This window comes from Veillonella parvula (assembly GCF_018378075.1).
Lineage (GTDB): Bacteria > Bacillota > Negativicutes > Veillonellales > Veillonellaceae > Veillonella > Veillonella parvula_K.
The window spans coordinates 80,256-100,202 of sequence record NZ_JAGZYE010000006.1 but is presented as its reverse complement, the minus strand read 5'-3'; the positions used below and the strand labels follow the sequence as shown (position 1 = coordinate 100,202).

At 38.7% G+C, this 19,947-nt stretch carries 23 protein-coding genes; 22 read left to right on the top strand and 1 reads right to left on the bottom strand.

Annotation, left to right across the window (positions count from 1 at the left end; genetic code table 11):
* The first annotated feature begins 42 nt into the window (after positions 1–42).
* From mce to pyrR, 13 genes are all read left to right on the top strand, one after another.
* Positions 43–465, top strand: coding sequence for a methylmalonyl-CoA epimerase (mce, locus tag KH286_RS06905; RefSeq protein ID WP_004696488.1), 423 nt, complete (start codon positions 43–45; stop codon positions 463–465).
* 150 nt (positions 466–615) lie between these two features.
* Complete coding sequence (mmdA, locus tag KH286_RS06900) at positions 616–2,145, top strand: methylmalonyl-CoA decarboxylase subunit alpha (protein ID WP_004696486.1); 1,530 nt, start codon at positions 616–618, stop codon at positions 2,143–2,145.
* A gap of 73 nt (positions 2,146–2,218) precedes the next feature.
* Positions 2,219–2,566 (top strand): methylmalonyl-CoA decarboxylase subunit delta, encoded by a 348-nt coding sequence (mmdD, locus tag KH286_RS06895; protein WP_024061998.1) that lies wholly within the window; start codon positions 2,219–2,221, stop codon positions 2,564–2,566.
* Positions 2,567–2,589: 23 nt separating this feature from the next.
* Positions 2,590–2,757, top strand: coding sequence for a methylmalonyl-CoA decarboxylase subunit epsilon (mmdE, locus tag KH286_RS06890; RefSeq protein WP_004696483.1), 168 nt, complete (start codon positions 2,590–2,592; stop codon positions 2,755–2,757).
* Between the two features lie 101 nt (positions 2,758–2,858).
* On the top strand, positions 2,859–3,242 hold the full coding sequence (mmdC, locus tag KH286_RS06885; protein WP_008601436.1) for a methylmalonyl-CoA decarboxylase subunit gamma: 384 nt from the start codon (positions 2,859–2,861) through the stop codon (positions 3,240–3,242).
* A 70-nt stretch (positions 3,243–3,312) separates the two neighbouring features.
* The gene (mmdB, locus tag KH286_RS06880) at positions 3,313–4,434 is read left to right on the top strand and encodes a methylmalonyl-CoA decarboxylase subunit beta (protein ID WP_008601435.1); all 1,122 of its coding nucleotides are present in this window, start codon (positions 3,313–3,315) and stop codon (positions 4,432–4,434) included.
* A 193-nt stretch (positions 4,435–4,627) separates the two neighbouring features.
* Entirely contained in the window at positions 4,628–4,885 is a 258-nt protein-coding gene (locus KH286_RS06875) for a hypothetical protein (protein WP_004696478.1), read from the top strand.
* A gap of 38 nt (positions 4,886–4,923) precedes the next feature.
* The gene (locus KH286_RS06870) at positions 4,924–6,225 is read left to right on the top strand and encodes an SLC13 family permease (RefSeq protein ID WP_021148363.1); all 1,302 of its coding nucleotides are present in this window, start codon (positions 4,924–4,926) and stop codon (positions 6,223–6,225) included.
* 240 nt (positions 6,226–6,465) lie between these two features.
* Positions 6,466–6,729, top strand: coding sequence for a SemiSWEET family transporter (locus KH286_RS06865; protein ID WP_004696474.1), 264 nt, complete (start codon positions 6,466–6,468; stop codon positions 6,727–6,729).
* A gap of 491 nt (positions 6,730–7,220) precedes the next feature.
* Complete coding sequence (locus KH286_RS06860) at positions 7,221–7,385, top strand: DUF362 domain-containing protein (RefSeq protein WP_004696472.1); 165 nt, start codon at positions 7,221–7,223, stop codon at positions 7,383–7,385.
* Between the two features lie 108 nt (positions 7,386–7,493).
* Positions 7,494–7,934: a signal peptidase II gene (gene lspA / locus KH286_RS06855; protein WP_021148362.1), complete on the top strand. Its 441-nt coding sequence runs from the start codon at positions 7,494–7,496 to the stop codon at positions 7,932–7,934.
* An 86-nt stretch (positions 7,935–8,020) separates the two neighbouring features.
* Positions 8,021–8,944, top strand: a complete 924-nt coding sequence (locus KH286_RS06850) for an RluA family pseudouridine synthase (RefSeq protein ID WP_021148361.1) — start codon at positions 8,021–8,023, stop codon at positions 8,942–8,944.
* A 93-nt stretch (positions 8,945–9,037) separates the two neighbouring features.
* Positions 9,038–9,559 (top strand): bifunctional pyr operon transcriptional regulator/uracil phosphoribosyltransferase PyrR, encoded by a 522-nt coding sequence (gene pyrR / locus KH286_RS06845; protein ID WP_004696466.1) that lies wholly within the window; start codon positions 9,038–9,040, stop codon positions 9,557–9,559.
* A 124-nt stretch (positions 9,560–9,683) separates the two neighbouring features.
* Here the strand turns inward: pyrR and KH286_RS06840 are convergent, their stop codons facing one another.
* Positions 9,684–11,027 (bottom strand): tRNA(Met) cytidine acetate ligase, encoded by a 1,344-nt coding sequence (locus KH286_RS06840; RefSeq protein ID WP_118091358.1) that lies wholly within the window; start codon positions 11,025–11,027, stop codon positions 9,684–9,686.
* A 186-nt stretch (positions 11,028–11,213) separates the two neighbouring features.
* Here KH286_RS06840 and KH286_RS06835 point away from each other — a divergent pair, with 186 nt between their 5' ends.
* The 9 genes from KH286_RS06835 (at position 11,214) to mrdA (ending at position 19,947) form a co-directional block, all read left to right on the top strand.
* On the top strand, positions 11,214–11,777 hold the full coding sequence (locus KH286_RS06835) for a hypothetical protein (protein WP_004696462.1): 564 nt from the start codon (positions 11,214–11,216) through the stop codon (positions 11,775–11,777).
* Between the two features lie 3 nt (positions 11,778–11,780).
* Positions 11,781–12,986 carry an acetate/propionate family kinase gene (locus tag KH286_RS06830; protein WP_021148357.1) on the top strand — a complete coding sequence of 402 codons (1,206 nt, stop codon included), beginning with the start codon at positions 11,781–11,783 and terminating at the stop codon, positions 12,984–12,986.
* A 152-nt stretch (positions 12,987–13,138) separates the two neighbouring features.
* Complete coding sequence (locus tag KH286_RS06825; protein ID WP_024061992.1) at positions 13,139–13,759, top strand: hypothetical protein; 621 nt, start codon at positions 13,139–13,141, stop codon at positions 13,757–13,759.
* Positions 13,760–13,845: 86 nt separating this feature from the next.
* Positions 13,846–14,412: a Maf family protein gene (locus KH286_RS06820; RefSeq protein ID WP_004698546.1), complete on the top strand. Its 567-nt coding sequence runs from the start codon at positions 13,846–13,848 to the stop codon at positions 14,410–14,412.
* A gap of 167 nt (positions 14,413–14,579) precedes the next feature.
* Positions 14,580–15,278 (top strand): RadC family protein, encoded by a 699-nt coding sequence (gene radC, locus KH286_RS06815; RefSeq protein WP_024061991.1) that lies wholly within the window; start codon positions 14,580–14,582, stop codon positions 15,276–15,278.
* A 279-nt stretch (positions 15,279–15,557) separates the two neighbouring features.
* Complete coding sequence (locus KH286_RS06810) at positions 15,558–16,595, top strand: rod shape-determining protein (protein ID WP_195394641.1); 1,038 nt, start codon at positions 15,558–15,560, stop codon at positions 16,593–16,595.
* A gap of 1 nt (position 16,596) precedes the next feature.
* Positions 16,597–17,514 carry a rod shape-determining protein MreC gene (gene mreC, locus KH286_RS06805; protein ID WP_024061989.1) on the top strand — a complete coding sequence of 306 codons (918 nt, stop codon included), beginning with the start codon at positions 16,597–16,599 and terminating at the stop codon, positions 17,512–17,514.
* A complete protein-coding gene (gene mreD, locus KH286_RS06800; protein ID WP_004698677.1) occupies positions 17,511–18,005 on the top strand; it encodes a rod shape-determining protein MreD in 495 nt (164 codons plus the stop codon). Before mreC ends, mreD begins: the two co-directional genes overlap by 4 nt.
* Before the next feature lie 19 nt (positions 18,006–18,024).
* Positions 18,025–19,947: a penicillin-binding protein 2 gene (gene mrdA, locus KH286_RS06795; protein WP_278617779.1), complete on the top strand. Its 1,923-nt coding sequence runs from the start codon at positions 18,025–18,027 to the stop codon at positions 19,945–19,947.

The window sequence follows — 19,947 nt, the reverse complement described above, 5'->3', positions numbered from 1 at the left end:
CATAGCATGAGAGATTTAGCCTTATAAAAGGAGATAATCAAAATGGCTTTTAAAGTATTACAAGTGGACCACATCGGTATTGGTGTTAATGATTTAGCAGCAACTAAAGAATTCTATAAAAATGCATTAGGCATTGAACATCTTCCTGAAGACGAAATCGTAGAAGAACAAAAGGTAAAAGTATCCTTCTTCCCTTGTGGTGATGCTGAACTTGAATTCTTAGAAACTACAACTCCAGATGGCCCTATCGGTAAATTTATCGAAAAAAATGGCGGTCGTGATGGCATCCAACACGTTGCATTGCGCGTTGATAATATTGAAAATGCTATTGCTGATTTGATGGCTAAAGGCGTTCGTATGATTGACGAAAAACCTCGTTATGGTGCAGGCGGCTCCTCAATTGCTTTCTTACATCCAAAAGCAACTGGCGGTGTTTTGCTTGAATTATGTCAACGTATGAAATAATACAGTATCCAATTCACATCATTATATATGAGTTGTAGATATACATATACATATAATCCTACGTTATATATTAAATATGTATGCTTCTTGAACTTTATTCATTTATGAAATAAAATGATACTGTAACAAGTTTTATTTGGAGGTGCTATAATGGCAACAGTGCAGGAAAAAATCGAGTTATTGCACGAAAAACTAGCTAAAGTTAAAGCTGGTGGCGGTGAAAAACGCGTTGAGAAACAACATGCTCAAGGTAAAATGACTGCTCGCGAACGCTTGGCTAAATTGTTCGATGATAATTCCTTCGTTGAACTTGATCAATTCGTTAAACATCGTTGTGTTAACTTCGGTCAAGAAAAGAAAGAATTACCAGGCGAAGGTGTAGTAACAGGTTATGGTACTATCGATGGTCGTTTAGTATATGCATTTGCACAAGATTTCACTGTAGAAGGTGGCTCTCTTGGTGAAATGCATGCTGCTAAAATCGTTAAAGTACAACGTTTAGCAATGAAAATGGGTGCTCCTATTGTTGGTATCAACGATTCTGGCGGTGCTCGTATTCAAGAAGCAGTAGATGCCCTTGCTGGTTACGGTAAAATTTTCTTTGAAAATACAAATGCATCTGGTGTTATTCCACAAATTTCCGTAATCATGGGTCCATGTGCAGGCGGTGCTGTATATTCTCCAGCATTGACTGACTTTATCTACATGGTTAAAAACACTTCTCAAATGTTCATCACTGGTCCTGCAGTAATCAAATCTGTAACTGGTGAAGAAGTAACAGCTGAAGATCTTGGTGGTGCAATGGCGCACAACTCCGTGTCTGGCGTTGCTCACTTTGCAGCTGAAAATGAAGATGATTGTATCGCTCAAATTCGTTACTTATTAGGCTTCTTGCCATCCAATAATATGGAAGATGCTCCATTGGTAGATACTGGTGACGATCCAACTCGTGAAGATGAAAGCTTGAATAGCTTGTTGCCAGATAACAGTAACATGCCTTACGACATGAAAGATGTTATCGCAGCTACTGTAGATAATGGCGAATACTATGAAGTACAACCATTCTATGCTACAAATATCATTACTTGTTTCGCTCGTTTTGATGGTCAATCCGTTGGTATCATCGCTAACCAACCAAAGGTAATGGCTGGTTGCTTGGACATTAACGCTTCTGACAAATCTTCCCGTTTCATCCGTTTCTGTGATGCTTTCAATATTCCAATCGTTAACTTCGTTGACGTTCCTGGTTTCTTGCCTGGCACAAATCAAGAATGGGGCGGTATCATTCGTCATGGTGCTAAGATGTTGTATGCTTACTCTGAAGCTACAGTACCAAAAATTACTGTTATCACTCGTAAAGCATATGGCGGTTCCTACCTCGCTATGTGTTCCCAAGATTTAGGCGCAGACCAAGTATATGCTTGGCCTACATCCGAAATCGCTGTAATGGGTCCTGCTGGTGCAGCTAATATTATCTTCAAGAAAGACGAAGATAAAGATGCTAAAACAGCTAAATATGTAGAAGAGTTTGCGACTCCTTATAAAGCTGCAGAACGTGGCTTCGTAGATGTTGTAATCGAACCTAAACAAACTCGTCCAGCAGTTATCAACGCTTTGGCAATGCTTGCAAGTAAACGCGAAAACCGTGCTCCAAAGAAACATGGTAATATTCCATTATAATTCGATTCGGTAAACATATCATCGAATTTGGGAGATACCTTTCTTTACTACTTTTTTAGAAAGGGGAATGATTATGGAAGGACAAGCAGTTACTACCAATCCTTGGTTAATCATGGCGATTAATATGACAGTTGTATTTGCTGTATTGATAGCTTTAGGTATTCTTATGGAAATCGTACATTTAATCGATCCTACTAGGAAGAAAAAAGAAGCACCAGCAGCAACTGCTCCTGTTGTTACTCCAACAGCTACTTTTGTAGCTCCAGCAAATGCATCTGCTCAAAATGAGGATGAAGTAGTAGCAGCTATCGTAGGTGCCATTGTGGCGATGGGGTACTCATCTGAACAAATTGCATCTATTCGACCTACAGCAACCAGTGCTAAATGGCGCTTGGAAGGTCGCTTAAGCGGTAGAGGTTAAAATATTTTTAGGAGGCATTTGTAATGAGCAATGCTACAACAACTAACGGTAAAGCTCCATCTCAAGATGTAGTAGCAGTAATCGTTGGTGCATTAGCGGCAATGGGTTATTCCGCTGATCAAATCGCGCATATCCGTCCAATCGTAAGCTACAATTGGAAAATGGAAGGCCGTTTGCGTGGTAATCGATAAGATAATTGGCTATTTTGATAATCCGTGGGATTACTCAATTTATATGTGTAAAAATATTTATAAGTTTTGTGTAGGAACTACACATTTTGGAGGAATTTAAGATGAAAAAATTCAACGTTACAGTAAATGGTACAGCATATGATGTAGAAGTTAATGAAGTAAAAGCAGCGGCTCCTGCAGCAGCTCCTAAAGCAGCTCCAGCAGCAGCTCCAGCTCCTAAAGCAGCTCCTGCACCAGCTCCTGCTGCAGCAGCAGCTCCAGTTCCAGCAGGTGCTGAAACTGTAAAAGCTCCAATGCCTGGTAAAATCTTATCTGTAGCAGTATCTGCTGGTCAAGCAGTTAAAAAAGGCGAAACTTTGTTGATCCTTGAAGCTATGAAAATGCAAAATGAAATCGCAGCTCCACATGATGCTGTAGTTTCCGAAGTTCGCGTATCTGCTAACCAAACTGTATCCACTGGTGACGACATGGTTGTTCTTGGCTAATACCAAGTGTTGTATGACGTGGCTGCGCCACGTCATCTAACAATTTTATATTTGTGAAAGGGGAACGCATATGGAGGCTTTTGCTGTTGCGATTCAATCCGTTATTACAGATAGCGGGTTCCTCGCATTTACAACAGGCAATGCTATTATGATTCTTGTAGGTTTGATCCTATTGTATTTGGCATTTGCTAAAGAGTTTGAACCTTTATTGTTGGGTCCGATTGCGTTTGGTTGTATACTTGCCAATATTCCTCGTAATGGTTTCGAAGAAGGCGTTATGGCACTTATTAGCGCAGGTATCTCCCAAGAAATCTTCCCACCTTTAATTTTCCTAGGTGTAGGTGCAATGACTGACTTTGGTCCACTCATTGCTAATCCTAAAACATTGCTTTTAGGCGCTGCCGCTCAAATCGGCGTATTCGTTGCTTTAGGTGGCGCAATGATGCTTGGCTTCACAGCTCAAGAAGCAGCTGCTATCGGTATCATCGGTGGTGCTGACGGCCCTACATCCATTTACTTAGCTACTAAACTAGCTCCTCATTTATTAGGTGCTATCGCGGTTGCCGCATATTCCTATATGTCCTTGGTACCGTTGATTCAACCGCCTGTAATGAAACTCTTCACTACGCAAAAAGAACGCGAAATTGTTATGGAGCAATTGCGTGAAGTTACACGTTTTGAAAAAATCGTGTTCCCAATTGTTGCAACGATCTTCATTTCCTTATTGCTTCCTTCCATTACATCCCTTTTAGGTATGTTGATGTTAGGTAACTTGTTCCGTGAATCTGGCGTAACTGAACGTTTGTCCGATACTTCTCAAAATGCGTTAATCAATACTGTTACAATCTTCTTGGCAACTGGTACTGGTTTAACAATGAGTGCGGAACATTTCTTAAGCGTACAAACAATTCTTATTATCTGCTTAGGCTTAGTTGCATTTATCGGTGGTACTGCTGGTGGCGTATTATTTGGTAAATTGATGAGCTTAGTAGATGGTGGTAAAACAAATCCACTTATTGGTTCTGCCGGTGTATCCGCGGTTCCAATGGCGGCTCGCGTATCTCAAGTAGTAGGTGCGAAAGCTAACCCAGCTAACTTCTTGCTCATGCATGCTATGGGTCCTAACGTAGCTGGCGTTATTGGTACAGCAGTAGCTGCAGGTACAATGCTTGCTATGTTGTCTAACCACTAATAATTTAATAATTATTCACCCAGGTGTACCTAAATTGGTACACCTATTGGTGAATCAAAAAGCCCTTGGTCATTATGTAATCATACATAAAAGGGAATATTTGCAATAAATGCTTTTCAGATCGGTCATTAGGTGATTAGCAAGATTTCACAGAATAACCTTCTAGTGCTTTAAATATAGTAGAGGTGGTCACTTGTTATCAATTGAATTAAAAATACTGATTTGTTTTGTTTGGGCATTTATTGTTTTTTTTATTACTGCGCTGATTATCGGTGCTGAAGGTAAAGCTAAATGGTTTCAGCAGAGAACTAAATATTCTTGGTTTAACCGCCGAGGTTTTCTTGGTGAAACTTTATTATTTGGGTATCCTAAAACAAGAGAGGGATATGGGATTACTTTTATAATGGCCTCTGCCATTGGTATCGTAGGTTATATTTTATACCTATTATAACTATATCAGTGCATTTCTCTGAAGGGAGATGATGATGTATGGGTACTGCAGAACAAACCTTAATCGTCCTTGCAGTCATGGCTGTTTTATTCGTTACGGAAATTATTCCTCTAGCTATTACTTCTTTAGGCGGCGCAATTACATTAGGCCTTATGGGTATTATTACTCCTAAGGTTGTATTCTCTGGTTTATCTGATAGTACAGTTGTGTTGTTTGCAGGCATGTTCGTTGTTGGTGCTGCATTATTCTACACTGGTTTGGCTCAAAAAATTGGGGAAACCGTAGTATCTCATGCAGGGACTAGCGAAAATGGCTTGATGCTTGCGATTATGCTCGTAACAGCTACCATGTCCGCATTCTTATCTAATACTGGTACAACAGCTGCGTTACTTCCTGTGGTTGTTGGTATCTGTGCTGTTGCTAAGATTCCTGCATCTCGCCAATTAATGCCTTTAGCATTTGCTGCAGGTATCGGTGGTATCATTACAATGGTTGGTACACCACCTAATATCATTGTAAGTGGTACATTATCTAAATTTGGCATTGAACCATTTGGTTTCTTTGAATTTGCTTGGATTGGTATTCCTTTGACTGTTGCTACTATCGTATTCATGATGCTCGTTGGTAAACATCTATTACCTAAACATGAAATTACTGATGCTGGTGATGTTGAACAAGAAGTAGCTGCTGAAGATATTTCTAACGATCCTAAGAAACAATTATACTCTGGTCTTATTCTTTTAGGTGTAATCATTGCTATGATTTTAGGGGATCCTCTAAAAACATATTTTGGTATTAATTTACCATTGAGCATGGTTGCAGTTATTGGCGCAATGCTTTGCGTATTAACTGGTTGCTTGAACGAAAAACAAGCTTACACATCTATTGACTGGGTAACAATCTTCTTATTCGCTGGTATGATGCCAGTGGCAACTGCACTTGACCAATCTGGTGCAGGTAAAATGATTGCTGATGCAGTAATCGGTGTTATGGGGTCTGATCCTAGCCCTTACTTTGCAACAGCAGTATTATTTGCATTGTCTTGTATCATGACTCAATTCATGTCTAACACTGCATCTTGTGCATTATTGGCACCTATCGGTATCTCCATTGCTCAAGGTATGGGCGCTGACCCTCATGCAGTATTGATGGCTATCGGCGTTGCTGCATCTTGTGCATTCGGTACACCTGTAGGTACACCTCCAAATACACTAGTACTTGGTCCTGGTCAATACAAATTTACAGATTATGTAAAAGCCGGCGTTCCATTGATTTTAGTTTGCTTCGTAGTAAGCTTAATTATCATTCCAATGGTATGGCCATTCTTCCCTGGTAAATAATAGGGAATAGGTTACTCTACTATACAAGCACACACGAGGTCGAATCGTAAGATTCGGCCTCGTTTTTTATGATTTTAGTCTATATGATTTTAATATAGATTACATATAAGTGTAATCAAAAGCAATATGAATTAAACTAATTTGCATGATTAATTTTACACAATTGACTACATCGAAAAAAATATGATATAGTATATTGTGTAAGATATAATAATGTAATGTTGAATAAGGAGGTCATCTATGACAAAAGAAAGATTTAACATGTTAGTTGGTTCTATTGGTGCATTTATTGGTGTATTTGTATTTTTAGCCTATATCCCACAAATAATTGCTAATCTTCATGGTCAACCTAGTCAACCATGGCAACCATTATTTGCAGCAGTATCCTGTTTGATCTGGGTATTATATGGTTGGACAAAATCACCTAAACGTGATTATATTTTAATCGTACCAAACCTTGCAGGCGTTATTTTAGGTACACTAACATTCTTAACATCTTTCTAAGTGCTATAAGAAAAAAATAGTATTATTGTTATATAGTGAATAATAGTAAAGATATTACTTTACTTTATAAATATAAATGAGGTCGAATCGTATGATTCGGCCTTTTTTAGAGTGAAGTTTATATGTTAGATTAAAATATAGATAAGCGTTAAATCTGTTGTAATAAAAAAATAGTTTTTATGATAATAAATATTGATAATTGAATTCCTAGTATAATAGTACGTATTTTAATTGAAATGATAATTAGTGCATTCTCAATTATTGATTATTAAACTCAATTACATAAATGAAAAGAAATATCAAAATACATATAAATATAGGCTTTTTATGATAAAAAGGAACAATTATTATGCAAAATATTATATAATTTTTTATCATTTTCATTTGACTTTCAATTTGAACTGTGTGATAATGAGAACATAAGTTGAGGCAAGTGCCTTTCTAAATGATAATAAAAAGTTCTGATCTATATTTTGATGGAGGTCCTAATTATGAGAGTTATTGCTGATGGTTGCATTAAATGTGGTTCTTGCGCATCTGTTTGCCCAGTTTCCTGCATTACTGAAGGCGAAACTAAATACGAAATTGGCGATGCTTGCATCGATTGTGGTTCTTGCGAATCCGTTTGCCCAGTTTCTGTAATTTCCGCTGAGTAATCACAAATAAAACACGCCCCTCATTGAGGGGCTTTTTATTTTGCCTAAATTTGCGTAACTTAGTATAATAGGACTATTAAGAATTATATTATAGTAAGGGAGTTAATCTTGTTTTATACAGTACTTATCATTTGGTTATTATTGGACCAATTAACTAAATATTATGTAATGAATCATTTTTTGTTAGGTGAATCTTTACCTGTTATTCCTAATGTATTTCATCTTACCTATATTATCAATCGCGGTGCAGCCTTTGGCATGTTAGCGAATCAACGATGGTTTTTTTTACTAGTAGCTTTTATTCTATTAGCTGTTTGTGCTTTTTATTGGAAGCGATTAGCTAAGGGCCATTGGACTTTGCAAATCGGATCCGCCTTATTAGTCGCAGGTGCAATTGGTAATGGCATTGACCGATACATGATTCATGGGGTAGTGGACTTTTTTGATTTTCGTGTATGGCCTATTTTTAATGTGGCAGATATTGGTATTTGTATAGGTGTAGCTTTTGTTGTATTTTATTTGTTTTCATTGAAAGAGGACCATGAATAACTTTCATCATTAGGACCCTTTATAAATCATTGACTTGATTCGTCAATAAATATATATCTTATACTTGACTCAAAGAGGAATAGAGGATGAATGAATATATTGTAAGTGCTGAGCAAGAAGGCATGAGACTAGATGTATTTTTAACTGAACAGATGGAAGGATCTCGTAGCTATATTCAAAGTTTAATTAAAGGTGGTCATGTTACAGTAGGTGATAAAGTAGGGAAGGCTAATCTTCGGCTTACACCTGATACCGTAATTCATGTAGAAATCCCAGAGCCTGAATCGATTGAGGTTAAACCTGAGGATATCCCTTTAGATTATTTATACGAAGATCACGATATTGTTATTGTTAATAAACCTCGTGGCATGGTGGTGCACCCTGCAGTAGGAAATTATTCTGGAACCCTTGTAAATGCTCTATTATTCCATTGTAAGGACCTATCAGGCATTAATGGTGAAATTAGGCCAGGTATTGTGCATCGCTTAGATAAAGATACGTCTGGCGTTATGATGGTGGCAAAAAATGATGCAGCGCATATTGGTTTAGCAGAACAAGTAAAAGCACATTCTGCAAGACGTACGTACTGGGCGCTAGTACAAGGCAATATTGTAGAAGAAAAGGGGACTATAAAGGCGCCTATTGGACGCCATCCTAAGGACCGTATGAAAATGGCTGTTGTCTTTGAAAACAGTAAAGATGCAGTAACACATTTTAAAGTATTGGAGCGTTATGGTCATCAAACATTGGTTGAATGTAATTTGGAGACTGGCAGAACCCATCAAATTCGTGTTCACTTTGCTCATATTGGACATCCTGTTGTTAATGACCCATTTTATGGATATAGACGTATGGATTTTCCTATAGAAGGGCAAGCATTACATTCTAAATCGTTAGATGTTAAACACCCTATTACAGGTGAAGAAATGCACTTTGAAGCACCGGTACCAGCTGATTTTGAGGCGTGCTTAGAATTTGCTAAGACCTACCGTGAAGATAAACGAAAATAGTCTAAATGTTTACATTGATTGTTTAAGTACTTATTTTTACTACTTATTTGGATATAGGGGCATAGAACAATCCTATGCTGTAAGGGCGTATATATGGAAAAGAAACGCTTATTAATGGATCAAGACGCTATAATGCGTGCGATTCGTCGTATTAGTCATGAAATTTTAGAACGCAATAAAGGTTTATCTAATGCGTTAATTGTAGGTATTGAACGGCGTGGTGTCATTTTGGCAAAACGTTTACAAGCGGAAATTGAGCGTATAGAAGGTATTCATATTGATTGTGAGTCTTTGAATGTTGCAGTGTATCGTGATGATCGTGATGCTCGTCCTAAAGAGGGGGAACCGTGTACGATTGATACAACGGAAAAGACAATTATCCTTGTAGATGATGTTTTGTATACGGGCCGTACTATTCGTGCTGCTTTAAATGCATTAATGACGGCTGGCAGACCAAGATCTATTCAATTGGCCGTCCTCGTCGATCGTGGTCATCGTGAATTGCCTATACGAGCGGACTATGTAGGTAAAAATATTCCTACATCACATCTTGAAAGTGTACGCGTTGCCGTCGCTGATCTGGATGGTGAAGAAGGGGTTACAATACAGGAATAATCTGTATTGTAACCCCTTCTTCTTTTTGAGTATTACTATATAATAAGATGATTAACTTAATAAAATTAAATTATTTGACTCTTATATTTATGTGCAGAATGTTTCTACCAGATTGTAGTTCTGCTTATTTTATGTATTGTGGCGTATAGGTGTAGTCCATATGACCCATTCGTTTAACTTCATTATGTAAGCATAAGGCTTGTATATCTGTAGCTAATGTATCAATTTGATGCATCGTTTGTCCCAACGTATTTAATTCATTAGGTGCTTTGGCCCATTTTTGAATAAGTGGTATTTCAAAATCATTTCGAAGCCATTGACGACCTCTATCGTTGAAGGCCAGTAAACGAGCATATTGTGGCGATTCCTGTATAGCACTTTGTAGTAAATCTTTTTGTATTCCTAAGGTGAGATAGGCTCCCATTCGTTGTAAACGGGCATAGGTATAGCGCTTTGATTTTATTTGCTTCATAACCAGGTCCCACGTAGGTTGTTGGGCCGCTTTGGACCATAAGTGTTCAATGCCTTCACTGAACTCTCCAAAGCTTTCTAGCTCCTTAGTTGAAGTACGACGACTTAAGGTATGGACCATATCATAGTAGCGGTTATAGTTTACATAAGCACCATTAGAAATTATATTAGTCATATCGTCTGCAATAGTCTTAGGAATGATTGACTGAAGTTGTAACTCTATTTTACTATTTAGTGTATTTAATTTTGTTAATGTAGTTGCAGTTGAATTTGAATTTGAAGTTGTATTTGTATTTGTATTTGTATTTGTACTTGCACTGGTCGTTGTATCTATATCTGTAGAAGTGTAGATACTATTTTTATTACAATTGTTACTACCTGTAGCCATATTTGTTATAAGTTTACGCAATGCTGTACCAGAAGGAAAATCTTTTGTAATATTCGCGTCGTGATGATCTGATGTGCGTAAGATTGGTATATATTTTAAGGAAGGATAATAGGTAAGTCCTGCCCGAATATATTCAAGTCCTAACAGTGCATTAGGGGTGTTGAGCATCTCTGTATTAAGGGCTTTACGGAAGGCAGAGCCATAGGACATACCTTCGTTAATATAGGTCCGTAATACTGTTTGAGTACTTTCACAATCCATACGTTTAGTTATATCAACGAGTGTATCTAGATCAGCCGTTTCAGAACCAAAGGAGAGTGCATCGATATGTAAAGCTTTTACCATGCGAATAGCACCTGTTCCAAACAGTTGTGCACTACCCAAAGAATAGAGTGTAGGTAGCTCGATAACGATGTCTGCACCACCGAGAATAGCCCAACGAGCACGGTCAAATTTAGAAAAAATAGCAGGTTCTCCTCGTTGTACAAAGGAACCACTCATGATACAAATGCGCAGCGCTTCAGGATGCTCTTGTGCTAAGGTATGTAATTGATGCGCATGTCCATTGTGAAATGGATTATATTCACAGATGATACCGATTGTTTTCATAGTGACTCCTTTCATTATTGTTAGTGTAACAAAGCGAAGAAATGCTGTAAATAACATTTCATGATATCCATATAAAAGGTCTGGTTATAGAAATGATGTTATGTGCAAATATTAAGTTTAGTATAGATTTTCTTGACACTATAGGCTATAATTAACTGTAAATGCTGAATTGATGTGAGGTATATGATGAAACAAAATTGGAAACGTACATTACAAGGGGCTCTGCTCGGTGCTGTGCTGCTAGCAATGGCGGGATGTGGCTCTACAAATGTAATGGATACATATAGTTTTGGCCATCAAGTTATCCGTGCTGGTCAATCTGAAATTACCATTGCTTTGCCTTATGAAATGGGTAAAAGTACAAAAAATATGTCTGATAAGGGGTATCCAATTGATATTTATGGATCTGTTACAGAACATATGGTAATTGAGGTTGAGGCTTTACGGCCTGGTGAAAATAAACCTTTACCTACGGTAGATGAGTATATTAATCACAGTAAGTCTGAATTTGCTAAAGTAGGCGCGACCATCAAAGAAGAGTCCGTAGCATTAGAAGGTGCATCTGCTAAAAAGCTTGATGTTACTGTTACATCACAAGGACAAATATTTAGAATTTCTCAATACGTATTCTTAGATCATGGCGTATTGTGGAATATAGTCTACCAATATCCTGAAAAGGATCAGGTAGGTGCTGATATCAGCAAAGAAATTCAAAACAAGATTCAAGTTACACAACAGAAAGAGGGTTAATCGATGAACGTATTAGTAGTTAACTGCGGTAGTTCTTCCTTGAAGTATCAATTACTTGATATGACAACTGAAACAGAATTGGCAAAAGGTCTTTTTGAAAAGATTGGTGATCAAGATGCTATCTTCACTCACAAACGTCCTAATGCAGATAAATTAGAACGGGTTGAACCAATTTTGAACCATAAAGAAGCGCTTCGCATTTTGCTAGATATTTTAGTTGATGCTGAATTTGGTGTTATTTCCTCTATGGATGAAATCGATGCTGTAGGTCACCGTGTAGTACACGGCGGTGAAAAATTTGCTGATTCCGTATTGATTACTCCAGCAGTTATGGAAGCATTGGAAGAATGTGCTTCTCTTGCACCATTGCATAACCCACCAAACATTCAAGGTATTGAAGCTTGTGAAGCTATTATGCCAAATGTACCTCAAGTTGCTGTATTTGATACTGCATTCCATCAAACTATGCCAAAAGAAGCATATATGTATGCGCTTCCTTACTCTTATTATGAAGATTATGGTATTCGTCGTTACGGCTTCCATGGTACATCCCATAAATATGTAGCGCAACGTTGTGCAGAATTAATGGGTAAACATATGACTGATCTTCGTATCATCACATGCCACTTGGGTAATGGTTCCTCTGTGGCTGCTATTAAAGGTGGTCGCTCCATCGATACTACAATGGGCTTTACTCCATTGTCCGGTTTGATCATGGGTACGCGTACAGGTGATATTGACCCTGCTATCGTTCCATTCTTGATGGAAAAAACAGGTATGACCTATGAAGAAATCGATAGAGTTATGAATAAAGAATCCGGTGTATTAGGGATTTCTGGTGTATCCAATGACTTCCGTGTGATTGAAGAAGCTGCTGCTAACGGCAATAAACGCGCACAATTGGCATTGAATATGTTCCATTACAAAGTTCGCCGTGTAATCGGTGCCTTTGCGGCTGTTATGGGCGGTGTAGATGCTATTATCTTTACTGCAGGTATCGGTGAAAACGGTATCGGTAACCGCGATGCAATTTGTAATGGTTTGGAATACTTAGGTACTCGTATTGATTCTGAACGCAATAATGTTCGTGGTAAAGAACAAGAAATCAGTGTTGAAGGCTCTAAGGTTAAAATCTTCGTAATTCCTACAAACGAAGAAATCATGATTGCTCGTGATACTCAACGTATTACAGCAGCGTTGAAAAAATAATATAGTTCGCATCTGAACTGAGTGACTAATAGAGTCATAAAACCCCGTCTATATCTTGGATATAGACGGGGTTTTTGTAGTTTTTATGCATAGAATATCTTATAATAGGATGTATAGTTATTAATTAGTGATTTCTTTAAAAGGGGTAAAGCATGACAGTATTATATGAAGAAAAATCTCAGCGCACCAGAAGTGCAGAGTTATTGGTAGTATTTTTTGTGATTTTATTGTTGTGTGCAGCAGCTTATACAACGTATCGCAGTATTCAATTACATACGGTTTTATTAGCTGAGTATTTTATTGAAATCATGGCCATCATTGTTATGGTTAAACAGGCTGTTAGTCGATATACATATATTTTGACAGATACAAAGCTTGTGATTGAAGAGAACTCTATCTTTAGAAATCGTCATTTTGAAGTAGATTATAACATGATTGATGGGGTGTTCAAGTTTGAACGTGAGTTGTTGACAAATATTAAATACCGCTATAAATATAGAAAATGTTCTACCTCTGACCCGCGCCCGATTTGGTCTCTTGTGTATTCTATTGTAGATGGAAATAAAGTTAAAAATGGCCGTTTGTTGTTGAAAGCCGACGATAGATTCTTTGAAATATTAGAAGAGCATGTGCCTGGCCGTATTCGTGTGCCTCAAGCGGATATTGTATTTTATGCAGCGGTGCGAGCTGATGCGGTAAAACATGGGGAAGATGTACAAGAATATTATGAAAGATTAATTTCTTCAGAAGAAGATAAAGGAACAACTATGTAAGGGATGGTAAGTTCTGGGGGATAGGCAGGATAGTTTAGTTATACCAAGAATTTTATGTACAAGTTTTTTAATACGAAGGAGCGTATATGGCTGGATTATATTTGGCGAGTCAATCACCACGTAGAACTGAATTATTAACACAGGTTGGGATTGATCATACTGTTGTATCCAGTACTTATGAGGAATCTAATGAGGGTTACGACAACCCTATTGAAATGGTGAAAGCCCAAGCATTAGGTAAGGCTCGTTGTGCTGTAGGTGTTCCAGACGGAAGTATTGTGTTAGGCGCAGATACTATTGTTGTCCTTGATAATAAAGTATTAGGAAAGCCACATGATGAATCCGATGCACGCCATATGTTGGAGCATTTATCGGGTAGAGCACATTCTGTAATCACTGGAGTCGCGTTACTCATCAAAGGGGAGGAGATAGTTTTTCACAATGAAACAAAAGTATATTTTAAACAATTAGCACCCTTTGAAATCGAGTCTTATATTGCTAGTGGGGAACCGATGGATAAGGCTGGAGCTTATGGCATCCAAGGAAAAGGTGCATTATGGGTAGATAAAATAGAGGGCTCTTATACTAATGTGGTAGGGTTACCAGTTGAACATGTATACGAGGAACTGTGCAAGGCGTTAGGGGCAAAATAGTACTAGCGTATTAGACAGATAGTGATATAATTGGCTGTGCTGTGCTGTGCTGTGCTGTGCTGTGCTGTGCTGTGCTGTGCTGTGCTGTGCTAAATAATTTTTAAGAGAGTAGATGTGTTTATTGTTTGATTTACAAATGGTGTTATCTATTTGAATGGAGAGATTCTATGGAAGTACCAACAGTAAGTGTAAAAGATATGCTACCATTCCAGCGCCCTCGAGAAAAATTTCTCGCCTTAGGCCCTTCACATATGGCAATGGAGGAGTTGTTGGCTATTTTATTGCGCACAGGGGTAAAGGGGCAATCTGCGATTTCTTTGGCAAGTGATATCCTACAATCCTTTGATGATGGCGTATATGGTCTTAACCGAATGACCGTAGATAATCTAATCAAAATCAAGGGTATTGGTAGAGATAAAGCAGTGACGCTATGCGCAGCACTTGAAATGGGTAGGCGTCTAGGGGAGCTTAAGATTAAAGAGACTTATGAAGATTTTTCGCAACCTTTTGTAATAGCTCAATATGTGATGGAGCGACTGCGTCACGAAGATGTGGAACATGTGTGGGCTGCCATGTTAACATCTCGAAATAAGCTTATTCAGTTGGAACATATCTCTAATGGTGGATTGGTATCAAGTCTTGTAGAGCAAAGAGCAGTATTTAAAAAAGCTATAGCATGCAATGCAGCGGCTATTATCCTAATCCATAACCACCCGTCAGGTGATAGTAGACCAAGTGATGAAGATATACGGCTAACGAAAATGTTTGTTAGTGCTGGTCAATTTATGGGGATTCCTGTACTCGATCATATTGTTATAGGGGATAATGAATTTACGAGCCTCAGCGAAATTGGTAAATTGAGCTGAGCCTAAATAAACTGAACAAAGCCAAGTAAGATTATTAAAAGCATTCATTTTGAACTATACCTAATTTTGACGCATGGGTAAGTTCCTATAAATGAGTGCTTTTCCTTATTGTGTATGAGATTGTATGTATGAAGTTATGTAATTTTTATGTATGACTTATGAGTACAGGGATTATGCGTTATCTGTGCTTTTAACAAAAGGAAAGGTACTGATATCAATGGAAAAAGTCGCGTTATATATGGTAAAATGGAATGATGATGTAATGAAGGAGAAATTACTATGAGTTCCATTTTACCTACTCTAGGAAAAGATGTAAGTATAGATATTGGTTCCATACAAACGCGCCTCATGGGGGGGACGCGAGGGACTGTTATAAGCGAACCATCGATTATAGCAACTGATACAAAACAAGAAAAAGTAGTAGCCGTTGGTGATGAAGCGGCGCGCCTCGTATTGCGCATGCCCGATATATGGCGTCCGTTAACGCCTTTAAAGGATGGATTTATAGTTGACTATCGCGTTATGCATACTATGCTTAGCTACTTTCTTAATAAGGTGTCTAATGCATTGCGTCGAGCCCGCGTTGTCGTAGGGGTTCCTTGTGGGATGACCGATGTTGAGCAACGAGCCATGATGGATGCTGTTATTCAAGCTGGTGCTCGAGAGGTATTTCTTATCGAACGACCTGTGGCGGCTGCTATTGGTTGTGGTGTGCCTATCTTTGAAGCACAAGGATCTATGATTATTGATATCGGCGGTGGCACTATTGATATGGGGATTGTTTCTTTAGGTGGTATCGTAGATAGCAAAACAATTCGTTTTGGTGGTTCTGATATTAATAATGCCTTATTACGCTATGTGCGTGAGTGTTTTGGCATTATCGTATCTGATGAAACTATAATAGATATTAAGCATACATTAGGAACAGCTGTCGCTCCTTTAGAGGATGCAGAGTATGCCTTTCAAGGGCGCGATATGATGAACGGCTTAGGTAGACGTTGTGTGATTCATCAATCTGAAGTGTACCAAGTTGTAAATGAATGTTTGATAGGACTCTTGGATGAGGTTAAGCAAATGATTCGTGCTACGGCACCAGAAATCGTGGCTGATATTATGCAACATGGCATATGGCTTACTGGCGGTACAGCAAGACTATCTGGATTAGCGGATCGGATTGGTACTGAAGTAGGTGTACCTGTTCACGTTCCTGAAGCACCTGAAACAAAAGTTGTGGTAGGCCTTAATGGGGCCTCATCTGATTTGGTGAGCTTATCGCGTTTTATTGTAAATTCTAAGAATAGAAAGGGCCGAGACTAGCATGATACAGTCAGATAAAAAGTTAATTATCATCGTTGTCATTGGTTGTATCCTAATGTCATTGCTCGGCTTTGCGTGGAAGCAACGGACTAGTATTCCCTTTGTTACGGTTACCCTTGAAGGAATTACAACGCCTTTCTCTTATGGGTCAGCTCGTTTATTAGAGGGCGTCCAAACTAGCTTTACAGTACTTAATAATGCTATTTTCTCTACTATCGAACGCGAAGAGGAAGCATCTCGTAAAGCTACATTGGAACAAAAGGTAGTTAACTACGATGAAGTAGTGGCAGAGAATATTCGCCTTCGTCAGCTTTTAAACTATAAGAGTAGCCATCCAGAATTCTCCATGACCTTAGCAGGTATCATTACAAAGGATTACGGTACTTGGACAAATACTTTCACCATTGATAAAGGGAGTGAAGAAGGTATGGCAGTTAATATGGCTGTTGTTGTACCTAGTGGTGTCGTTGGTTTTATTACAGATGTATATCCGCATTCTGCTCGCGTTCAAACCATTCTTGATCCGCGTAGCGCAATAGGTATCCTTGTACAACGACCTGAATCTCGTTTGTCTGGCGTTGTAAAAGGTAATGGCAATACACCTCGTACACCATCTATGGTAAATATTGCTCGCGATGGTGATGTATTGGTAGGTGATAAGTTGATTACCTCTGGATATGGAGGCATTTATCCGAAAGGTCTACCTGTTGGCAACGTGCAATCTATCGAAAATGATTCGGAAGGATTTGTTAAAAATGCGGTAGTCACACCGAGTGTAGATTTTCATCGTTTAGAAGAAGTTTTTGTGCTTACCTCGTCTTCTCTAAGCGCACCACAAAAACCAGAACTTGAGCCTAAACTTGTGCCTCAAACACAACGAGATCAAGTAGAGGGTGCAAAGGGGGCCGTTAAACAATGATGCGTCTAGCTTTAGCTCTCTCTGGATTTTTAATATATTTTATACAAGCGCAATTATTGCCTACTATTTTCCATACAAATTGGTTACCAAACTTAATTTTGACGATAATTGTTATGATTACTTTATTTAAAGGTCGTCGTATGGGGCTGATATCCGCTGTTGTTGGGGGTATCGTACATGATGTATTGATATCTAACTTTTTTGGGCTCCATCTATTCCCTTACGTAATTGTGGTATACCTACTATCTGCCGTAAAGCATCGTATCTATGAAGAACGCTGGTATTGGTCTAGTGGTATAGTAGCTATTTGTACGCTGCTAGATGGCGTTATTCGTAGCTTTATGATATTAGCTAGTGGTGGCGATTTGCACTTTGGACTATACTTGTGGCATATGGTATTACCCGTGATGTTCTGGAATGGCTTGTTAGGCGCTATTGTGCATGGTTTGTTATGGCGTAAAGATGATGAACAACAAGGTTATATTTGGTAAGGATTAAGGGGGTGAAAGAGTGCTTGAAGGCCTCTATAAACGAAGAAAAACGAATCGCTTTGATGTACTCTTTTACATTGTAGCCGGCATATTTATAGTCTTGGCATTACGCCTGATGACGTTGCAAATCTTGTCTGGTGGTTATTACCAAGCTAAGGCAGAAGGCAACCGTTTGCGCATGGTATCCATGACAGCTGCTCGTGGTATTATGTACGATCGAAATGGTCAGATCTTAGTAGGTTCTAGACCGGCATACACTATCTCCATTTTGCCTACGGGGAAGGCTCTAGACGAAGGTGAAGTTGCTAAGTTGGCAACTTTGCTGAAAATTAAACCAGAAGATATTACAAAAAAGGTAAATGATCATAAATATGGTTATGAGCCAATTCGTATTGCTAATGATATTTCTATGGATGTAGTTACAAGCATCGAAGAGCATCGTCATGAATTACCAGGTGTTACCATAGATGTAGAACCACTTCGCTATTATCCATATGAAACGATGGCTTCTCAGCTCTTTGGGTATGTGGGTGAAGTGAGCGAAGAAGAATTAGAAGAGCTAAAACAGCAAGATCCAAATACCCTTATTAGTGGTGGTACTATTTTAGGCCGTTCTGGTCTTGAAAAACTATATGATTCCATCTTGCGTGGCACTGATGGTGGTAAACAGGTAGAGGTTGATGCTACAGGCCGACCGGTTGCGGAGGTAGATAGAAAGCATACAGTGCCTGGATCTAATATCCATTTGACAATAGATGCAAATCTACAAAAGGCTGCTGAAGAAGCTGTTAAGAACCAATTAGAACAGTTGCGTGCCCAAGGCATTCCAGCTCAAGGAGCTGCTGTAGTAGCAATGGATCCAAATACGGGTGCCATTTTGGCCATGGTCAGCGCCCCTGAGTTTAACCCTAATTGGTTTGCGAAGGGGATTACAACGGCACAGTGGAATCAATTGAATAACGATAAGAATCATCCATTTGATAATAAGGTTATTTCTGGTGAATATCCACCAGGTTCTCCGTTCAAGATTATTACAGGTACGGCGGCTTTAGATCTTAAAAAGGTTACCCCTGAAGAAATGATTTTTGATAGTGGTAAACATTGGCTTATCGATAAACGAAATGCAGAAGGTGAAGCATTAGGGTGGCTTAACTTTAATAAAGCTCTTGCAAAATCAGATAATGTTTACTTCTATGAAATGGGCAATCGCGTTGGCATAGAAGGACTTGTAAAATATGCTGGCTACTTTGGTATTGGCGAAAAGACAGGCATCAATCTTGTTGGTGAGGCCTCTGGTAATATGGCAAGTCCTGCTTATAAACGCAAAGTGTATGATGAAGATTGGTATTTAGGTGAAACCTTTGATGCGGCCATAGGTCAGTCTTTTACTTTGGTGACACCATTACAAATGGCTGTTATGCTTAGTGAAGTAGCAAATGGTGGCATTAAATACCGCCCATATGTAGTGAGCCGTATTGATAATAAGGATGGCACGCCAAAAGAAATCTTTGGCCCAGACAAGCTCGGTATCTTACCTGTACCAAAAAATATTATGGATCTTGTTCGCGAAGGCTTGCGTGATGTTACTAATGAAGGTGGTACAGCAGGGGAGTTGTTTAAAGGATTCCCTATTGATGTAGCTGGTAAAACAGGTACTTCAGAGAATGCACATGGCAGAGATCACGGCTGGTTTGTAGCCTATGCACCATATGATAAGCCACAAATTGTAGTGGTTGCACTTGTTGAGCAAGGTAGCTTTGGTGCGGGCTCTGCAGGGCCTATCGTAAGAGATATATTGGCTGCGTACTTCAATGTACCAGTGAATAAGAAATCTAATGATACAAATAGTAAGGGCAATAAGGAAACTGCTACGGGGACAAGTATTAATAAAGGGCAAAAACCTCAGAATGCGGTAACTAGTGGACAACCAAGAAAGGATTAG